Annotated in this window: 19 protein-coding genes; 6 read left to right on the forward strand and 13 right to left on the reverse strand. The window is 40.0% G+C overall.

Annotated features, from left to right (window positions below):
* Positions 1 to 121 precede the first annotated feature (121 nt).
* On the forward strand, positions 122 to 1051 hold the full coding sequence (locus tag QW087_07020; protein MEM2944471.1) for a radical SAM protein: 930 nt from the start codon (positions 122 to 124) through the stop codon (positions 1049 to 1051).
* On the opposite strand, the gene QW087_07025 is transcribed toward QW087_07020, so the two are convergent.
* Complete coding sequence (locus QW087_07025; GenBank protein MEM2944472.1) at positions 1011 to 1973, reverse strand: prenyltransferase; 963 nt, start codon at positions 1971 to 1973, stop codon at positions 1011 to 1013. The genes QW087_07020 and QW087_07025 overlap by 41 nt on opposite strands.
* A 369-nt stretch (positions 1974 to 2342) precedes the next feature.
* Positions 2343 to 3152 (reverse strand): site-specific DNA-methyltransferase, encoded by an 810-nt coding sequence (locus QW087_07030; GenBank protein ID MEM2944473.1) that lies wholly within the window; start codon positions 3150 to 3152, stop codon positions 2343 to 2345.
* Positions 3153 to 3441: 289 nt separating this feature from the next.
* Here QW087_07030 and QW087_07035 point away from each other — a divergent pair, with 289 nt between their 5' ends.
* Positions 3442 to 5109, forward strand: a complete 1668-nt coding sequence (locus QW087_07035; GenBank protein MEM2944474.1) for a glutamate synthase-related protein — start codon at positions 3442 to 3444, stop codon at positions 5107 to 5109.
* 361 nt (positions 5110 to 5470) lie between these two features.
* On the forward strand, positions 5471 to 5989 hold the full coding sequence (locus tag QW087_07040) for a nitroreductase family protein (protein MEM2944475.1): 519 nt from the start codon (positions 5471 to 5473) through the stop codon (positions 5987 to 5989).
* 540 nt (positions 5990 to 6529) lie between these two features.
* Here the strand turns inward: QW087_07040 and QW087_07045 are convergent.
* The 7 genes from QW087_07045 to QW087_07075 all read right to left on the reverse strand — a co-directional run bounded on the left by QW087_07045 (position 6530) and on the right by QW087_07075 (position 13878).
* Complete coding sequence (locus QW087_07045) at positions 6530 to 7324, reverse strand: ECF transporter S component (protein MEM2944476.1); 795 nt, start codon at positions 7322 to 7324, stop codon at positions 6530 to 6532.
* 26 nt (positions 7325 to 7350) lie between these two features.
* Complete coding sequence (locus tag QW087_07050) at positions 7351 to 8853, reverse strand: energy-coupling factor transporter ATPase (GenBank protein MEM2944477.1); 1503 nt, start codon at positions 8851 to 8853, stop codon at positions 7351 to 7353.
* A 1-nt stretch (position 8854) separates the two neighbouring features.
* A complete protein-coding gene (locus tag QW087_07055) occupies positions 8855 to 9736 on the reverse strand; it encodes an energy-coupling factor transporter transmembrane component T (protein ID MEM2944478.1) in 882 nt (293 codons plus the stop codon).
* Positions 9730 to 10242, reverse strand: coding sequence for a DUF4430 domain-containing protein (locus tag QW087_07060; GenBank protein ID MEM2944479.1), 513 nt, complete (start codon positions 10240 to 10242; stop codon positions 9730 to 9732). The genes QW087_07055 and QW087_07060 overlap by 7 nt, the downstream gene beginning before the upstream one ends.
* Before the next feature lie 2 nt (positions 10243 to 10244).
* Positions 10245 to 11930: a PQQ-binding-like beta-propeller repeat protein gene (locus QW087_07065; protein ID MEM2944480.1), complete on the reverse strand. Its 1686-nt coding sequence runs from the start codon at positions 11928 to 11930 to the stop codon at positions 10245 to 10247.
* 163 nt (positions 11931 to 12093) lie between these two features.
* A complete protein-coding gene (locus QW087_07070; GenBank protein MEM2944481.1) occupies positions 12094 to 12678 on the reverse strand; it encodes a DUF4443 domain-containing protein in 585 nt (194 codons plus the stop codon).
* A gap of 3 nt (positions 12679 to 12681) precedes the next feature.
* Positions 12682 to 13878: a methionine adenosyltransferase gene (locus QW087_07075; protein ID MEM2944482.1), complete on the reverse strand. Its 1197-nt coding sequence runs from the start codon at positions 13876 to 13878 to the stop codon at positions 12682 to 12684.
* Positions 13879 to 14039: 161 nt separating this feature from the next.
* Here QW087_07075 and QW087_07080 point away from each other — a divergent pair, with 161 nt between their 5' ends.
* The gene (locus QW087_07080) at positions 14040 to 14606 is read left to right on the forward strand and encodes a CBS domain-containing protein (GenBank protein ID MEM2944483.1); all 567 of its coding nucleotides are present in this window, start codon (positions 14040 to 14042) and stop codon (positions 14604 to 14606) included.
* On the opposite strand, the gene QW087_07085 is transcribed toward QW087_07080, so the two are convergent.
* The 4 genes from QW087_07085 to QW087_07100 all read right to left on the reverse strand — a co-directional run bounded on the left by QW087_07085 (position 14607) and on the right by QW087_07100 (position 18229).
* Entirely contained in the window at positions 14607 to 15761 is a 1155-nt protein-coding gene (locus QW087_07085) for a uroporphyrinogen decarboxylase family protein (protein MEM2944484.1), read from the reverse strand. It lies immediately after the preceding gene.
* A gap of 159 nt (positions 15762 to 15920) precedes the next feature.
* Complete coding sequence (gene rnz / locus QW087_07090) at positions 15921 to 16829, reverse strand: ribonuclease Z (protein ID MEM2944485.1); 909 nt, start codon at positions 16827 to 16829, stop codon at positions 15921 to 15923.
* Between the two features lie 27 nt (positions 16830 to 16856).
* Positions 16857 to 17939 carry an MFS transporter gene (locus QW087_07095; protein MEM2944486.1) on the reverse strand — a complete coding sequence of 361 codons (1083 nt, stop codon included), beginning with the start codon at positions 17937 to 17939 and terminating at the stop codon, positions 16857 to 16859.
* Between the two features lie 71 nt (positions 17940 to 18010).
* The gene (locus QW087_07100; GenBank protein MEM2944487.1) at positions 18011 to 18229 is read right to left on the reverse strand and encodes a hypothetical protein; all 219 of its coding nucleotides are present in this window, start codon (positions 18227 to 18229) and stop codon (positions 18011 to 18013) included.
* Between the two features lie 94 nt (positions 18230 to 18323).
* On the opposite strand from QW087_07100, the gene rpe reads away from it, so the two are divergent.
* Positions 18324 to 18977 carry a ribulose-phosphate 3-epimerase gene (rpe, locus tag QW087_07105; GenBank protein MEM2944488.1) on the forward strand — a complete coding sequence of 218 codons (654 nt, stop codon included), beginning with the start codon at positions 18324 to 18326 and terminating at the stop codon, positions 18975 to 18977.
* 480 nt (positions 18978 to 19457) lie between these two features.
* Positions 19458 to 19692 (forward strand): flap structure-specific endonuclease (locus QW087_07110; protein ID MEM2944489.1); only part of this gene is annotated, 235 nt, incomplete at its 3' end.

Consider the following 19692-nt stretch of genomic DNA (forward strand, 5'->3'; position numbering starts at 1 on the left):
TCATTAATGACTTGTCTTTATAAAGTATACATTTAGCAAAAATGAGCAGTGACGATATATGTGTAATCACCCCCGAGTTAAATGCATAATTTAAATATGCTTTGCAGGTTTGCTAACAAATATGAAAAGAAGCGGTAAATTTCATCAGTTTTTCTATTATGCTTTATGGCTTTCAAAGGTAATGGCTGGAACCAGAGATCCACTAGTCAATACCATGCTGATTAATTATGAATGCAATTTGAGATGTAAGCACTGCAGCATTGCTGCACACCTCGATAAACTTACCGGTCCAATATCAATGTCCTTTGACACCGCAGTAGTAGAAATGAAAAAATTTTACGAGGCAGGCGCTAGAATTCTTTTTTTTGAAGGCGGGGAACCAACTCTTTGGAGAGATGGTAATAAGACATTAAGTGATTTAATCGCAGTTGGAAAAGAAATAGGGTATTTTGTCATTGGCTATACAACAAATGGGACACGAAGAATCATTGGTGAAAGTGATGTTATCTCTATCAGTATCGACGGCCCGGAAGAAATCCACGATACCATTCGTGGATCTGGTGCGTATAGTGCGCTTATGAAAAATCTTGAAGAGATAGCTCATCCGAATATTTTTGCAAATATGGTCGTTAATAAGATTAACAAAGATGCTGTTGAGGAAACAATTAAACTAGTTGAACGAAACCCAAAAATCAAAGGAATCATGATCAACTTCTTAACACCCCCTCCTAATTCACTTGCTTTAGATTTTGAAGAAAAAAGAAAGGTGGTGAACCTGGTCATCGAAATGAAGAAGCAAGGATACTCTGTGCTTAATACTGCAAAGGCACTTAGAGAGCTCCTTGAAGAAGATTACTCGGAAAAATGCCCCTACTGGCTTTCCGCATTCGTTCTGCCAGACGATTCAAAACACTTTGGCTGTCCGCTTCGCGGAACAGAGTCCTGCAAACAATGCGGATTCAATGCAGTGAGAGAATATCGGTTAATTACCAGAGGGAACATGGAAACGATCATCCAGATGTCAGGAAGATTCGCGCTATCGACGCAATGATAAGAAGCAACTGATATGAGAAGGATAGTACGAACATGAAAAGGGCAGGACGGACAAATCTGTATGGGTCATTGCGATCAAATAATGTCTTCGCTATTTTTACTGAGATCGGAATTGTGATGAGTGTTATGGTATAAATGAGATGAATATGAATAGCCAGGAATATGGAAGTGCAGTAGACTGCAACCATCATCAGAATCACAATCTTTGATGTTCTTTTAAGGCCTAACCTAACGCATAGATCCCTCTCCCCAGCGTTTACGTGCGCTTCATATCCATTCATTTCATCAACTATTCGCATTGTCATCATTAATAAGCCAATTGAGATGGCAACGAGAAATGCGTCCTCACTAAGGCTGCTGGTTAGGACGAAAAAAGAAAAGAAGGAAATCATAAAAAAAGACAGGAATACATCGACTTCTCCAAGCCCACGCGCACCAAGATTCAATGGCGGGGCTGTATAGAAATAACTCAGAAAAAAAGCAACCAAACCCAGCACTATTACAATTATTCCGCCTTTGATGATAATAGGAATCGAAAGGAGAATCGCGAAGCTTGCGAGCATCGCCATTATAAATTTTCCTTGAGATTCTGTTATAATTCCAAGATCAAATGCATTGCCAGACCAATATAACTTGGGATTGAGAATTTCCCTGGCCTTTTTCTCAAATTCCTTATTGCTAGAGAAGAATCTCCGTGAATCGGCCCCACTTTTGTGATCAAAATAATCGTTTGATAGATTAACAAACAAGGACAGAATAAAAACATCCAAGACAATAAAAAGGCCTACCATAAGATCATTTTGGTACATATACGCTATAGATACGCCAGTAACTGATGCAAGTACGAAAGGAAGGCTATATGTGAAGCGAAACACGTTTTTGAGCCATTCCCATTTTGCTTTCAAATATCCATTAGTCATGTGCAAAAAGAAGTCATGATGCATATTCTCATAATTATTTCGTCGCGTTCTACTAGGTTTCAATCGTCAAATGTATAAATTAAACATATCTGATTATAGCAGAATATGCGATTGTTCTGCGTGATAGTAGAGCCTAATCAATGGAATTATTCAATTGGAAATTTAATGATCTTTGATCGGCTCCAAAGATAAAGGAGCCTCGGGCCAGCTTGGTATTTCAGCAATAAATCTCTATTATCAAAAATGAACTTAATACCTTCCAATTCATTTTCATAAAAATTTGATCGAAGTCCTGAGTTGCTATATATAAAATTTTTGGGGCGAGAAGATAAATCAGAAGAATCTTTCCGCAAAATTCAGAAAAAATTTTTATTCTTTTTTGAAAATAAGGATGTATTCATGATCGTTTTTTGGATAGTATGAGACTGGATAACCATATACAAGCCTTCCACCAGTGCTATAATTTAGAATGTAAATATTAACATTGATTATTTCAAACCCGATTTTCTTTGCGATTTGAATGTAATCAGAATGAATCGGACACTTAGCGTCTTTCTTGAAAAGATCTTGAGTGTTTACCACTGCGTATTTTCCGAATTTTAAGACTCGAAACATTTCTTTAAATGCCTTTTTCATTTCGTTCAAAAATTGCTCGTATTCGTGAATATTGCCCAGTTGCTGGGGATGGTCATGCTTATAATCTACGACGTCAAAATACGGCGGCGATGTGATGATCAAATCTATACATTCATTTGGCATCTTGCCCATGACCTCTCGGCAATCTCCTTGAAGAACCATATGGGTGGTTTTTAGAGAAGCACTTCTGAGTGTTTCCTGGATTCGTTTCACCGCAATTTCAAAGGAATATGGGTTGACATCAATTCCTATACTGTTTCTTTCATTATAAGCTGCAACAACATTAGTCGTGCCCGATCCGCAAAAAGGATCGAGCACAGTTTCGCCTTTGTGCGAAAACAATTTGATGTATCTTTCTGGCAAATCAGGAATAAATCTTGCAGGATGTTCATCCCTCCATATGTGTCGTTTATTTATATTCAGAACTGTAGAGCTGAGCTCTGCCATTTCATTACGACTAAGGCAATTCAACCGTTTTGCTTCGCAGGAGCAAGTTCTTTTGGTAGGTAGCCATCCAAACTCTGGCACCGTTGAGATTGGCATTTTAATTACCGCCAAATAATCCAAATCGCTTTATTTCATGCTTATTATTGCTCAAGACTCAATAAAGTCTCAATTAATCGAAAGTGAAATGGTTTCAAAATTATTGAATTATTATTTCGATATTTTCATGCTATTTTTCGAATATCTTCAAAAATACCGCGTTTTTTCAGCTAATATAACAGTAGATTTAATTTCTTCTTTTCAAAAATTACAAATAATTCAATGATATTTCCGAACAGACATATTGACATGCTAATACATGGCATTGCAATCAATAAGGAGGTATTAAATGGCCGTTATCGAAAATGCAAGATCAACAACGGGTACGAAAACCCGAGTATCAGATGTGAGTCCGCTTAGCGGAATGTGTCCATTATGCATCGAGGAATGTCAAACATTATGCGAAGTCGGAAAATCTGCGTTCAGAGGTCGCGAAGTACTTTATCCCAGTCCAGAATATTTTGGCGTAAGTACAGCCGCCTCTAATAAGGATTTTATGTTGGATTGGTCGCATTTCCAGATACTCTCTGAATTGATAGGTGCGTGGGGAATTGAACCTATTCCTGACAAGGCATTTTTCGAAAATGCTGATATCACGACAAGTGTGGCTACAAAATCGAGTAAGCCTATAAAACTGAAAATTCCTGTGACTGTTGCTGGACTCGGATCGACGGCAGTTGCAAAGAGGAACTGGGATGGGTTGGCAAAAGGAGCGGCGATTGCAGGAACAATACTTGTGATCGGAGAAAATGTTTGTGGCATGGATCCTGATGCCAAATATTCTAATGGCAGGGTTGTAAATTCTCCAGATTTGAGTAGTAGAATCCGGGCCTATAGGGAATTATGGGATGGCAAGCATGGAGACATCGCAGTGCAAACGAATGTGGAGGATCAGCGTGGCGGAGTAGATGATTACGCCTTATCGAAACTTGAGGTTAACATAATCGAGAGAAAATGGGGCCAAGGAGCAAAATCAATTGGTGGGGAGGTAAGACTCACTTCGATTGAACGAGCGATAGAGCTAAAAAGACGTGGATATATTGTTGTGCCAGATCCAGAGGACAAAAACGTCCAGGAAGCGTTCAAGGCTGGCGCGTTCAAGACGTTCGAGAGACATAGCAGAGTAGGATTTCCAGATGCCAGAACTTTCATAGAGGATGTTGAAAAGCTTCGAGAAAGAGGCGCGAAATATGTATTCCTTAAAACAGGTGCTTACAGGCCAGAAGTCGTCGCATTCACAATGATGGCGGCGTCTGAGGCGAAGATTGATCTCATCACATTTGATGGTGCTGGAGGAGGAACGGGTATGAGTCCTGTTCCTATGATGAATGAATCAAGTACACCGACGATCCATCTCGAGGCACAGGTTTTGAAATGCGTTCAAATACTAAAAGAAAGGGGAAAATTCATACCTGATATTGCGATTGCTGGAGGGTTCGTCAACGAAACGCAGATCTTCAAAGCGATCGCTATGAGTAATTTTGGAGATGGTCCTGTGATCAAGGCTATCGCAATGGCACGTGCACCGCTCTTAGCTGTAATGAAGTCGAATTACTTCACTCGTCTCGCCGAATCGAAGAAATTGCCAAGAAGTTTTGTTGATGAATATGGAGACTCTCCTGAGAACTTCTTCATCGCGGCTCATGACATAGAAGCGAAATATCCAAATCAAAAATTGGGAAAAGACATACCATGGGGAGCTGTCGGCCTGTATACGTATTTTGTTGATCGTCTCGGAGAAGGTTTGAAGCAACTAATGGCGGGTTCAAGAAAATTCAAATTGCAGTATCTCAGCAGAGACGATATTGTTTCGCTTTCGGAAAAAGCAACAGCAGTTACGGGCATTGAAACGCTAGAAGGGATGGCAGATAGAGTAATTCCGATGATACTCGATAACTGGGAGACCGTGAATAGTAGTAAAACCCTACGGATTGCACCGGAGACTACTAGACATTGATGATCGCATATGATGATGACGAAATCGAAATTCAATTAATTCTTCTTTTTAATTCTTTGGCTTATTTTAAATTGAAGTCATCAATAAAAAATTTTACAGGCGAGTTGACACATCTATTCTAAATCAAATGTTTAAAAATGGTTTCGATACTTAATTGTAGAAAAAATTATTATTTTTTAGAGCAATTTGCCGCCTTGGTGTTTGCGCAGAATACGCAACAAGATTCGGAGGCGATCTTTGATCGATCATGGAATCTAGTTTTGTTTTTCTTGACATTTATTATGATGATTTTGAATCTGGAAACTAAAATGAGATCAACAAGTGAGAAGACGAGTTCTAGGACTTGATGGAGTGATTTCCTGTGGATGTATTTGATGCAATTAGAGCAAGAAGATGCGTACGCAAGTTTAGAAGGGATCCCATACCAGAAAATGTTTTGAAGAAAGTTCTCAATGCCGCAAGGCTTGCACCTACGGTCGAAAACTTTCAACCTTGGAAACTAGTGTTGGTTTCCGATGAAGATATCAAAAGGAAGTTAGTGTCAGCTTGTAATAATCAAAAATGTATTGCTGAAGCCCCACTTGTTATAGTTGCATGCGGGCTTCCCGATGAAGCATATCCTATGCTGGGCGGTTACATGAACAGTTATCCCGTTGACGTAGCTATGGCCATGAATCAGCTGATGCTGGCGGCAACTGCAGAAGGATTGGGAACATGTCTTATAACTTCATTTAAGGAAGAAAAAGTCGCAGAAGCAATTGGTATACCTTCAGAGGCAAGGATTGTTGTGATTACTCCGCTTGGTTATCCTGCGGAAGAAGGAGAAAAGAACGAAAGCAAGAATCTTGACGAATTGATTTCGTATAACAAATATGCATGAGCTTGGAGAGTTGATTTCTGAGACTGCGGTTCCATTTAGAGTTTTTTTACATTATATCAAGATAAAAATTCAACGTCGTTTGCATAAAAGTTTTATTACAAAATCCTGCAACAGCACGATGGTATTCGACATGATTCATATGAATTAGCACTTTCTATAAAATTTTAAGAAATTCAAGAAAAGCCACTCATTGCAAGATAGAATGGCAATAACTTTCAATAGAAGAAAAAAATGAACCAATGCGCGCATTGAAAAATAATTAATAATTTTGCCCTTTAGGGAAGGAAATGGAGATCATAAGGTTTCGATCAGATAGATGTGTGAATACAAACGAATGACAAAATTTTCTGCAATAGCATAATTCTAATGACTAATAGAGCAATTATTTAGCACGAGCGACAGTTCGATCGCCTTAATAGGAATGTGAAAACTTGAGAAAAGCCTCCGATGAGCGAAAATAGAGAAGTACGAGTGCATAAGACATTAAAAAAAGTTATAGGAAGAAAGACGTCCATCTAGTAAAATCGTTGTAGTGCAAAATTATTTTGCATCCCAGTCTCGTTCGCGATGATTTGGATTAACCGACGAATTCAAAGTGTCTCTTCTAACAATTTTTTCATCAGCGATCTTAAAAAGATCGATACTATTCTCAATGTTTTTGCCCTGGACAATAGTTACCCTAAATCTTTTCTTAAACCTTCTCAATACAAAAAGCAAAGGACTTCCAAGCGTAATAGAAAAGATCATATTGCCAACAGAATGCAGAATGCCAAAAGGAAGACCCATCGAAAATACAAGCAGGAATTTCGTTGCATCGAGACCATACAACCAAATCCAACTACTAAAATCAAGCAATATGTTGTAAAGTAATCCAAACACCACTCCAAGTACTGCAAGACCTTTTATGCCAAGGTTTGGAAACCTCATTCCAATTATACCAGCGATAAATCCTACTAATCCCCATCCTGCCATTTGCCACAATGTCCATGGTCCCTGACCAAGAAACATATTGGAGACGAGCGCTGTCAAACTCCCGACCATGACACCAGCAAGGGGACCAAAGACTAAACCTGTGGCCATGATAATAAAGGTACATGGTTGTATATTGGGCAATGCAGCAAAAGGGATTCTTGACGCAGCAGTTACCGCCGCAAGAATACCTATGAGTGCAACTTCTTTTGAAGAGATGGAGGATTCCTCAAATTTGAGGAAGAGTATGACGATAAGAAGGAAAACGAATATCGTAGTTAGCAGTGTTGCGTAAAAGCGTAGACCTTGGGTATCGAAAAGTGTAAGGGCAAGAAGAATGACGAGTACGACTACTGAACATATCATCAAAAAGTATTTTACAAAAGTCTTTGTCAGGCAAATACACCTCCCTGCTGTTCCACAGTCTGACTTTGAGGTATAGTTGCATATAGTTCATCGATGGAAATTTCGATAAGCTTTCCATTTCGCAAGTTGAAAATCCTAGTGGCGTTTTCTATGATAAATCGGTAGTCATGCGTAACGATGATTATTGCGATGCTTTTCTTTTGAAGCGATCTTAATAGATTGCCAAGCATGTCCTTGCTTGATTGATCGAGACCGCGTGTAGGCTCGTCAAGGATTAGAATTTTCGGTTTCGAAACAAGAATAGATGCCAGCGCAGCTCTCTCGCGTTCACCACAACTCAAGTCTCTCGGAAAGATCATACGATATCTAGCGAGATCAAGAAGTGAGAGTATCCAATCAATTCTTTCCTGCCATTCTTCTTTTGGAATGTTCAGATTAGTCAATGTAAATTCCAATTCCTTTTGCAGATTCTTTTCAATTAAGTAGTCATTCGGATTTTGACTAAGATAACCAATGCTCGCAGCTAATTGCGCCGTTGATTTATTTGAAATATCTTCGCCGAATAACTTCACTATGCCCTTCTGTGGTTTTAATAATCCATTAAGAATTTTCATAAGAGTTGATTTGCCACATCCATTTTCCCCTGTGATCGCCACAATCTCTCCACTCTTGACTTCGAAATCAACTCCTCTGAGAATGAATGAAATATTGCGGATAACTGAATTGTCATAAGAAAACCAAATATCATGAGCGGAAAGAACGCTCTCTTCATGATTCCCTATGTGGCAACAGGTTCTAGGCGAGAGTGTGCGCATGAGATTCTCCTTTATCAAAATGGGTAATGATTCATTCTTTCCGCCATTAAAGGCTATTTCTCCATCTTTTATTAGGATAACGCGATCAGCATAATCGATACACCTATCTAATCTATGCTCAACAAGAATAATGGTTATACCTTTTAATCGGTTTAATCGCCTCAATGCCTCAAGAAGATTAATTGCATTTTGCATATCCAGTTGCGACGTCGGCTCGTCTAATATAAGATATTTTGGGCTCATAGCAAGAATTGAAGCAAATGCTACTCTTTGTTTTTCGCCCCCAGAAAGCTCAGGAATGAATCTGCGCAAGAGATTATCTAAATTGAATTGTTGAGAAAAAAGGGATATTCTTTCTTTTATCTCCCATTCGGGTATCGCGAGATTTTCTAGTCCAAATGCTAATTCGTTTTCAACATTCGTCATAACCAGTTGATTTTCGGGATCTTGAAAGATAGTTCCAACAATACCGGCAAGCATCGAAGGTGGAACTTTCCTTGTATCGATTCCATCAATGGTTACTTTGCCAGAAAGAAATCCACCATAGAAGTGTGGTATGAGACCATTGATCAATCTACATAGAGTTGATTTACCGCATCCAGATTTGCCGACCAGAAGAACGAATTCACCTTCGCTGATTTCGAGATTTATATCATTGAGAACGATTTTATCTGAATCAGAATATCTAAATGTAACATTCTCGAACTCAATCATTTTAGCCTCCCTTCTTGCCTAGAAAAATAGGTGACAGAAAAATGAAGAGCACTAGCACTCCGATTATATTATGATATGAATAGTCACCAATCGAACCAGCTAGATAATCTGTGTTACCATATCCGAGCATGAAAAGGATCAATCCCAAGACTACTGATATAGAAAAAGATATCATCATCAACTTCTCAATCTTTGTCGTACTCTTGCGACCATAGTACGTCCGCTTTGTCGTTCCAAAGCCTCTGGCTTCCATGGCTTCGGAAATGGATATCGACCTTTCCAAAGAATTCATTATGAGTGGCATCACAACCGCTGTTCTCGACTTAATTTTCTTGATGAAACTCCCTTTTTCAAACTCTACCCCACGAGATTTCATTGAGTCAATGATGTTGGAAGCATCTGCCGCAATTGTTGGGTACGTTCGCAGCGAAAGTGCTAGACTAGTTGTTGTCTTGTGACCCAATCTTGATAACACACGTAAAAGTTCATCGGGATGAACCGCGTATGCCAGTATTGAAAAGGCAGTCATTGCAAGAAAAAGCCTCAAGCACATGCTAGTCGCAAATAAAGTTGATTCAAATGTTATGGTCACGGGACCGAATGAGATCAGAACTTTCGATCCGCTAGAAATGACTATATTGAATATCATCACAAAGATCGCAACATAAATGCCATATTTGAGTATAGATAAAGCGGATCTCAATATTCTTGCAGTGTATGCAACTAATAATGTGAACATGAGCACGGCAAATAAATAGAGAATATCGGAAAAGACGATCGAAAAAACGAAAACCGATACGACGAATACCAATTTTGGCCTCGCATCTAAACGATGAATTCTCGAGTCAACATCTTTGTATGGAAAAATCATACAGTCTACCATCCCGAATTCATTTCCTTAAAAAGCCACAGGACGACATCCCCATCACTCAAATTGTATTTGTCGCATGCCTTCAATGCATATTCGCCATTGACATAATACTGCCATCCGCGGCCAGGATTCTCGTTCTGAACTCCATCTATTGCTTCAATAAAATACCCTTCAGGTAATTGATATCTGCGTCCATTCACGGCGAATTCCCCTATTTCAGCTGCTCTTTCAAGTAATTCTAGAACATTGGTAATTCCTGTGATATTCTCAAAAATCCAAACAGTTCTTCCATTGTTTTCATGTACTTCAGCGATTTGCCACTGATCAGGGTAGCTCATTGATGTACGCCAAACGGTGATATTTCCCGGATTTATACTGCCTTCCGGTCCATTAAAATCAATGATTAATGTTGCTGAGACCTTTTCTACTTGATTTTCTTCGCCAGTACAGCCTGAAAATATGAGAGTTACTGCAATAGTTGCAGTAACCAGAAAAATTACTATGCGCTTTAATTTCATCTTCACACTTTACCTTTCTTTCTTGATCGAATGAAGAGTACTGCTCCAATGACAACAATGACCGCTAGTACTACGGCAGCAACTATGAGTAACAAATCCGATCGCTCTCCATTCGCTCCATCATTTTCTGGCGAAGATGGAGTTGAGAAAGCATAGATGTACCCATTATCTGATGATACAAGTACCATCGTATCTGTTATTGTTGGAGAACACATAGAGTAGTCTACCGGATCCAAAGGAATCTGCCAGAGAACATCACCATTCAGATCAAGTGCATAGATTTCGCTTTCATTGTATGTCGTAACATAAATTATATTCCCTGCTACGGAGGGCGAGCCCTTCAACAGAGCTCGTAAATCCTTTTTCCATTTGAGCGCGCCATCTATTGATATCAACGAGATGCCATCAGAGGAAGTAACTACAATTCCTTCGTTGCAGAGTGCGACTGAGGCCGTTGTGGCATTGACATCAACTCTCCACAGCTCTTCGCCATTGTATGCAAGAGCTACAACCCCACCATCTACCGCAACGAAACCTTCATAAGCAGCATAAGTCACAATAATCATATCATCAGTAAGCGCAGGTGCTGATCTTACTTTTCCGCCAATTGTGGCATTCCACAATTCACCAGTTCCATTAGCGTAAATGGCATGCAATTTGCCATCTTCCGATCCTATGTAGATGATTCCATTTCGGGCGGCAGGAGATGAGAAGTATATTGATGATGCTATTTTTGTGGACCACAGGAGGGAGCCATTTTCGGCAAAGGAGTAAACAGTCCCATCACCGCCGCCCAAAATGATTTGATTTCGATAAAAAATTGGAGATGATGTAATTCCAAGATAAGTATAGGAAATATTCGATTTCCACATCAGAGATCCATCATTCTTACTAAAAGAATAAACTTGGCCATCAGTCGAAGCCACGACGATCATATCACCTGCAACAACAGGAGTTGAGATCTGGTAGCCTGATGCATTTAATTCTGATCTCCACAGGATATCGCCAGAAAAATTTAGACAGAAAACCTGTGGAAGGCAATCATACTCAAATTCGGACCAATTGTATACTCCAGCTGTGCTTACATAAATGCGGTTTCCAGAGACAATAAGACTGCTGTCAATCGCCCCGCTTTCAAGATTTAATTCCCATATTTTCTCGGCCTCTAATAAGGCAATACCCTGACTCTCTCCTGTATTAAATAGATCATGTCTGAAGCTCGTCCAGGGATAGCGATTGTCAGGAGTTGCATCTGGAGGAGTTGTTGACCAGTCCATTCTGTCCATCACGTAGCTCCATGCAACTGCTTTCAATCCATCGACTCGAAGCGCATCTGCACCCGTTGCAGATAATTGCCAATTTGCACAGGTTGAATTCCATACCCACAAATGCCAATATTCAAATGGCCAATTATTTTCTATTTCATTTATACCCAATATAAAAATTCCATATTCTGATTGAATATAATCCAAGCTTATACCAAGTGTTTCGGCTGCCTTAACGGTTGCATTAAATGCTGACATATCATCAGTTATCGATAAATCAACCCACTGCACTCGTCCATTGCCATAGTCAAAAAGGACAGCGATTTCATCAATATCTGTAGCCAAATCATTATATGCATATGCATTTGCTAACATTGATCCCAAAACAATCATACCTGCTAAGATAGCAACCTGCCATTTCATAATTTCACCATTTCCCTGCGTATCTGGCTAATTCTTGTGGGATATATCATCCCACCTTACCCAATAAGCGATCCAATATTTATTTGTTATTTACATTGAAGTACGAAAAATAATATTATTAGAAAAATAGTCAGTTTATTTAAAAAGGAATAGTTATGAATCATTAGAGGAGATCGAAAGCAGCTGCTAGTGCGCCTCTTTCCGCAAGTTTAGGATCCGAAGATCTACCCACTATGATAACATCACCCTCATCAAGATCGAATAAGCTTCGAATGAGCTTCGCAACATCTGGCTTTCCTGAGTCCAAATCATAATCTGATGGGATTATCAATCTACCGTTTTTATAGACAATTGTGGTTGCACCATCGGCACCTGCTTTTAATGCAGCATCTCGCTGTTCGATTCCAGTACGTATCTGTTCGCTTTTTCCCTTAATCTTAACAGCAACTCCGTATTGTCCCATAGAGATTTCTGTCGGTTCAACGGATTTAAGTTCTATGGGTATATTTTTTAGGAGATCGATGCCTTTTGCAGTAATCTTTATTCCATTTCTTTTGACCTCAACAAGCTTTCTTTCTCTGAGCTGATCGATAATTGTTCGCATGCTACCTTCGCCTATACCAATTTCCCTAGCAAGCTGCCTTCTACCTTTCAGATCATTATTGGCCAGAATCTGAAGAGTTTTATAGACATGATAATCCGTAAAACGATGGATAGGTCCATATTTTCCGGGCACTAGTATTTTCATACGTTAAAATACAGGTAATTGACCATTTACTATTTTTTCTGTCACTTGCCCTATGTTGTCAAGCCAATAAGCTGTAATGCTCTCTGCTTCACTTTTGATTTTTTCAAAGTTTGCATTATTTGCTATTATTAATTGGATACTAGCCGTCTGCGGATCGAAGATTGGCCGACCTATTTGAGAGAGCAGTCTGACCCGAGCTTCGAGTACATCGTCACCGCACGTATTGGCGATTTCTTCCGCGATCTGTTTAGCGAGCAAGTTATATAATTTTCCTACATGTGTTACTGGATTCTTTCCTGCGGATGCTTCCATGCTCATCGGTCGATATGGCGTTATAAGTCCGTTGACCCGATTTCCACGACCAACTGATCCATCGTCTCCATTTTCCATAGATAGGCCAGTAACAGTGAGGTAATAAATCCCATCCTTGTAATTATCTGCAGCATTAATCTTGACTTCGATCTCATTTGATGTAAACTTTACAGCATGATCTGCTACCATTTCTGTCAGCTCTTGAATGACATTTTGGTAATGATCGGGATCGTCGATGTATCTATCAACCATTGCACACGCGATCGTGAGTACGATTTTACCATTGACCCTCGAAGCCATGACCTTGACGTCTTCTCCAGTCTCCTTCAATCTCTTTTTCACAGGCCCGTTGATAAATTTCTCAGTTTCGAGTACTACCTTTTCAGTCTCACTCAAAGGTGCATAGCCAACTCCGAATGAGGTGTCATTTGCAAGGAGTTTCTTCGTTTCATAGACGCTCGTCAAATCTACACTACCCTTCCCAATCATGCAATCCAACATGACATCTGTAGTCACATCTAGATTGGGGAAGTGTTCTTTAAGGTAATCAGACGCTGCCTTGATTGCCGTGTGTCTAATCGGCAAACGCTCCCCATTAACTTCAGTAGTGGCCCTGCCCACTAGCAATATATAGATTGGTTCCAGAACGACTCCACCTCCAAATCTTGGAGCTGACTGACCGCCTACTATCTGCGTTTCATCAGTATTATGGTGAAGTATTCTACCATACCGTTCAATATATAGCTTGCATAATGCCCTACTCACCGACTCCGCAAGTCCGTCTGCAATGCTATCTGGATGACCAATACCTTTTCTTTCAACAAGTTCAACTCTTTGCCTCTGAATAGGCGTGTAGTTGATTCTCTCCACCACGATGTTTCGTGCCATAAAATGCCTCCTTATGATCTTAATATTCGATGCACATTAACTGTTGGACGATTTTTCATCCTATGATTTGTTTAATTTTCTTGACGGCGAACCTGATTCTATATTTAAATACATGATTGACATAATTATTCAAATAGGAATAATTGATATATCTAATAGAAATGTTAAAATTTCCAGATTCTTCCGAAATAAAAAAACTTCGAAAGTCCCTTGATCTAACACAATCAGATCTAGCCGCTCTTTCAAAGGTCAGTCAATCTACTATCGCGAAGATAGAAAGGGGTACTATTTCAGGTAGTTATGAAATCATGACTAGGATTTTTAATGCTCTTTATGAAGAAATGCGTAGTAGGCGGAGAGGAAAAGTTGCGAAAGAAGTCGCTTCACCGAATGTAATTGGCGTATATAGTGATGATAAAGTCAAGAAAGCCTCGGAGATAATGAGAGAAAGAGGCTTTTCTCAATTGCCTATCTTTGAAGGAGAAATTCCCGTTGGAAGTATTACAGAATCAGGAATTTTGCGACTTGTTAAGGAAGGGACTGACATGAAAGAACTTGCAGAAAAGCCGATATCATCGATCATGGATGAAGCCTTTCCAGTTGTGCCTGAAGAAACACCCTTGGACATAGTGACGTCGTTATTGTCTTTCTCGAAAGCTGTACTTGTGGCCAAGCGAGGAAAAATTACGGGCATCATAACAGATTCAGATGTATTAAAGCTCCTCTGATCATTCATGTTGCAAGTTAAATTCTTTTACAGCTTCGTACATTGCAATAACGTTTTGGGGAGGAGTATCTGGTTGTATGTTGTGAGCGGGGGCACATATCCAACCGCCGCGTTTTGACAAGATTTCGGCGATTCGCTTCACATTTTTCTTTACGTCATCGGTCTTTCCAAAAGGTAGTAATCTCTGAACATCGATACCACCATGAAAGCAGATTCTTGAACCAAATTTCTCTTTAAGAATTTCGGGCGACATGTTCCGGGCAAGTGGCTGTATCGGATTCAGAATATCTATACCAATTTCAATAAATTCATCTATGTAAGAATAGACAGACCCGCAGGTATGATAAAACAATTTCGCGCGCGTTATTTTCTTTATTTCTTTTGCATACCTAGCTGTGTATGGTTTAACAAATTCTCTGTAGTCCTTTATCGACAAGAATCCACCTGTCTGTGTTCCCATATCATCATAATAGACTGCAACATCAATGAAATCTCCCACCTCATTGTAAAAGGTTTTAGACACTTCGATCGCAACATCAGTGATCTTTGTCGCCATAGCATGGTAGAAGTCTGGATCAACCTTCATGTCCAGCAGCCATTTGTCGAACCCTCTTAATCCTGCATACATATGAAATATTCTTCCAGCGTATCCCGGATGTGCAAACACTGCAAAATCTGTTTTTTCGCTAAGTTCTTTTGCCTCCTTCCTCTTGCCTTTCGTGAAGACTGGGTCAAGAGGATCAGGCCAATACTGATAATTTTCAATTTCCTCTGTTGTCCTAGCGTCCCTCAGAGGCGCTATTTCATCCGGAATGCTCTTGTATAAGCCAGAGGATTTCAATATCAGACCCCATGCATCTCTATACAAACCATTTGGAAGTTTCTCAAGCGGCCTCCCGCCAATGCTTAGATGCCTGATGTCGACATCTAGTTTCCTTAAAATGCGTTCATCTATGTTTTGAACACAACTTAGCCTAGAATTAATCTGTGGTGTAACTGGATCAGAGAACCCAAAAGCTCGGCACAGAGCTTCATATCCATACGGAGGGCCAAAGACGATACCTGACACAACACCTCCGAAATCGGTTGGAATTCTATCTGGCTCTTTTAAGTTAATCGTCGATAAGACTCTATCTCTTGGCGTCATTTCATTCATTTTTGCAACACCTTTGTTAGATCGAAAATATGCTATCAATACTTTCTTTTTTCTCATGCGAAATGCAGTAACCTAAAGTTGAAGGAGAAACCCTTATTGATGAGAGAAATTTTCCCAAGTGTCGATTGAAGGATCTCTAAATGGCCAGATTGTGGCACATCACTCACAATGTCTGACGAAGACTTCCATCAAATCATGCGAAACATAACTGTTTGGAAATATCTTTCTCGCCTCCATTTCAAGAATCATTGCATTATCATATCTATTACTTATATGATTTAAATACAAAGCTCGTGCTCCAGATTTAAGGGCGACGAGAGCTGCATCACTTGCGGTTGAGTGACCAAAATCGTATGCTTTTGACTTTAACGAGGAATCTAATGTTGCCTCATGGATCATTATGTCAGAATTGCGTGCCGCATCTGCGAAGGCTTCGCAAGGCTTTGTATCACCTGAAATCGAGATTTTCAATCCTTTTCTCGGGGGGCCCATAACCATGTCGGGGGTTATAGTCTTCCCATTAACAATCACAGACTCACCCTCTTGGAGAACTCTAAAAAGTGGTCCTTCTGGAATACCTAAAGATTTCGCCTTCTGCACCATGAACCGTCCCCGACGCGCCCTTTCTGTCAACACATATCCATAACATGGGACTAAATGATCGACTTCAATAGCTTTTATATCATATTCATCAAACGAGAGTGTTTCGCCGGGTGCTACCTCTCTGGCAATGATATCAAAATTGGGATCGAAGTATCCGAGATTTGCTGTAATGTCGACTATTTCTTCAATACCTGGAGGTCCAAAAATTCTCAGCGGCTCTTCTCGACCAACAAAGCTCATTGACTGGATAAGACCAGGGAGTCCAAGAAAGTGATCTCCGTGAAAATGGGTGATGAATATCTTACGCACCTTCACAAATGAACAATTTGACGACATAAACTGTCTCTGCGTGCCTTCACCGCAATCAAATAAAATAATCTCTGGCCCCACTTGCAATACAGTCGCAGGAAGACTCCTCTTGGGTGTTGGCAGCCCGCCAGCTGTACCGAGAAATATGATTCGCACAACTTTCTCCCTATGGCGTTGCCGTAATTAATTCTTTGCAGATCGCTTCAGATGATTGCTGAAAACAAATACGATCAACCCTGAAACCGCAAGCATCGTCGCAAAATACATTGAACCGTGATAACCGTATTTGAACGATATTAGACCTCCAAGCACAGCGCCTATAATTGCTGATATCGATAGAAATGATTGGAGGATCCCCGTCACCGTTCCCCTTTCTTCATTTCTTTCCATCACATACTTGAGCGAGCCGACATAGAGACATGACCATGCAGATGCAAGAGTGATTTGCGCAGGAATGATCTGCCAGTAAACTACTGCGAGCGTATAAGAAGGAAATGTAATTGCAGAGAGGATAAAACCGGCAACAACGAGTAAATGCGATGAGTATCGATCCAAAAATTGCATGAAGATGAATTGTCCTATTGAATTCACTGCATAAATTGCGCCAATGAATAATGCGCCCGCTCCAAGATCCTCCAAAAATATGGGATACGTCACCCATATCATGTTTGCCCCAATGTGCCTAAGCATTACGGACACGCAGATAGGGAGGTTTTTCTTGAGTATGGAAGCTGGAAAGAGTGGTATTTTGTGCAATGATTGTTTTCCGAATGGCAAGTATAATGAAAGTGCAAAAGCTGTTGCAAGAAGTACCGCACTGGCAATAAAAATCTCGTAATAGACTCCAATGAAACCGGCAACAAACACTCCTAACCCAAATCCAAGACTGCCATATGCGCTGAATTTTCCTATCTTTTTGCCGGATTCATACACATATGCTATCAGTGCCGAAGGGAACATGCCAGCACAAATTCCAACTATTATTCTGATAATGATGAGGGAGTAAGTGCTATTTGCAAAGACATGCAGCCCTGTTGCTATTGAAGAAAGCAATAGTCCGCATACTAAGACAAATCTCCTTCCATAAACATCTGATGCTCTACCGAAGAAGTATGAGGACAAAAAGACTGATGTATTGTATGCGGCGACAATGATACCGATTTCGGCATTCGTGGATCCAAACTCATTTCTCGCGAGATTTGGTATCAATAAGGATGCTGCCGAAAGCCCCGCACTGGACAGCATCTGAATTGTAGAAGCTTTCATTGAGGGAAGGTATCGAATCTAATAATTAACTTTTTCCTGAACGTCCCATCATTTCTGTCGCGAGGGGAACTTCATCGACCAAGCTTTTCGAGATCACGATCAATTCTTGTTGCTTTTTTGAATGCCTTATAGTGATCTTTGCAAAGGTGGATTCTTCGATTCTCAACTTTCAATGAAAGGGCTGCTTTTTTTGCCATTTTCAAGGATACAGATCTTTCTGCTAGCTTTTCGCAGCCTTCGACTCCACAAATTTCTTGCGTCTTTCTCGCTATGCTATTTTCAATACTCATCGTCGGTATATTTGCCAAGTAATTGAAATTCTTTTTTGATAACAAAAAACAACCTATAATAAATATTTTAATATCGAGGCAGATATACCACTGGATGGTAAAAATAGCTCCATCGATTCTGTCTGCAAATTTCTCGTGTTTAGAAATAGAGCTTAGGCGCGTTCAGGATGCTGGTGCAGACTGGATTCATATAGATGTGATGGATGGTCAATTCGTACCGAATATAACAATCGGTCCTGTCGTAATTAAAGCTATTCGCCAAATTTGCACCCTTCCCTTCGATGTTCACCTTATGATTAATTCACCAGAACGATTCATTAATGAATTTTCAGGCGCAGGAGCCGATGTAATTACCGTGCATATTGAGGCAACGAAGGATCCAGAGAGCACCTTGAAGGATATTCGAAGATTGGGGAAAAAAGCTGGGTTATCTCTGAATCCTTCCACTCCACATGATTTAATAGAACCATATCTTGATCTTGTCGATGTCATTCTAGTCATGACTGTCCAGCCAGGGTTTGCTGGCCAGAAATTTCTTCACGAAGTTGTTCCAAAACTAAAGAGAATAAACGCACTCATTGAGAGTTCAAATCGCTCGATCGAACTAGAAGTTGATGGAGGAATCAATAGAGATACCTTCCCAATTGTTATAGAAGCCGGTGCGACGGTCTTAGCTGCAGGAAGCGCCCTTTTTAATTCTAAAGATATGAAGGAAGAAATTCGATTATGGAAAACCTGGTCAAAATAATATGTCAAATCAGAGATTCTAACCTTAGGCATACAGCATGGAGTTGATTAGAAAGCTAGATAAATAGGACTTGCAATCCGACATTGAGAATTATGTTGAATGGATTTACTAGTAAAGGTTTCCTGATCCTCTTGACTCTTATTTTCCCATTGATTTTATTGGTTGCGGCGATCTACCTTGACTCTAACATTTGCGTAATAATTGCGATAATTACGTGGATTGGGGCAGGACTTGCGATTCTCTACTTGCCGCATTCCAAAGACTAAGGCTTATGAAATTTCTCTCGTTAGTTTTTTCAATATTAGATGGATTTTTATTCTCTTTGAATATGGTTCGATTTAAATTGGCGATATCTCAAGTTATTTTCTTAATTCATTGTTCACCGCTTAGCAATGCATCCCTTTGATATCTTCACATTCCTCGCTTATTCTTTTCAAAACATATATTTCCGAACCCTTCATTATAGAATTGGGTGTTGGCGTGGGAGTCAATCTCTCTGAAATTGTCCCATCGACCTCAGCAAGCTTCGAAACTCTTGCGGGAAAATACATCGCGGTAGATGCATATAATGCGATTTATCAATTCCTTTCAGTTATCAGGCAACCTAATGGGATGCCTCTAATTGATTCAAAAGGAAGAATTACTTCTCACCTGGCAGGTCTTTTGTATCGGAATGCAAACCTTCTCGAGATGGGAGTTCTACCCGTCTATGTGT

The organism is Methanomassiliicoccales archaeon, assembly GCA_038850735.1.
Lineage (GTDB): Archaea > Thermoplasmatota > Thermoplasmata > Methanomassiliicoccales > JACIVX01 > JACIVX01.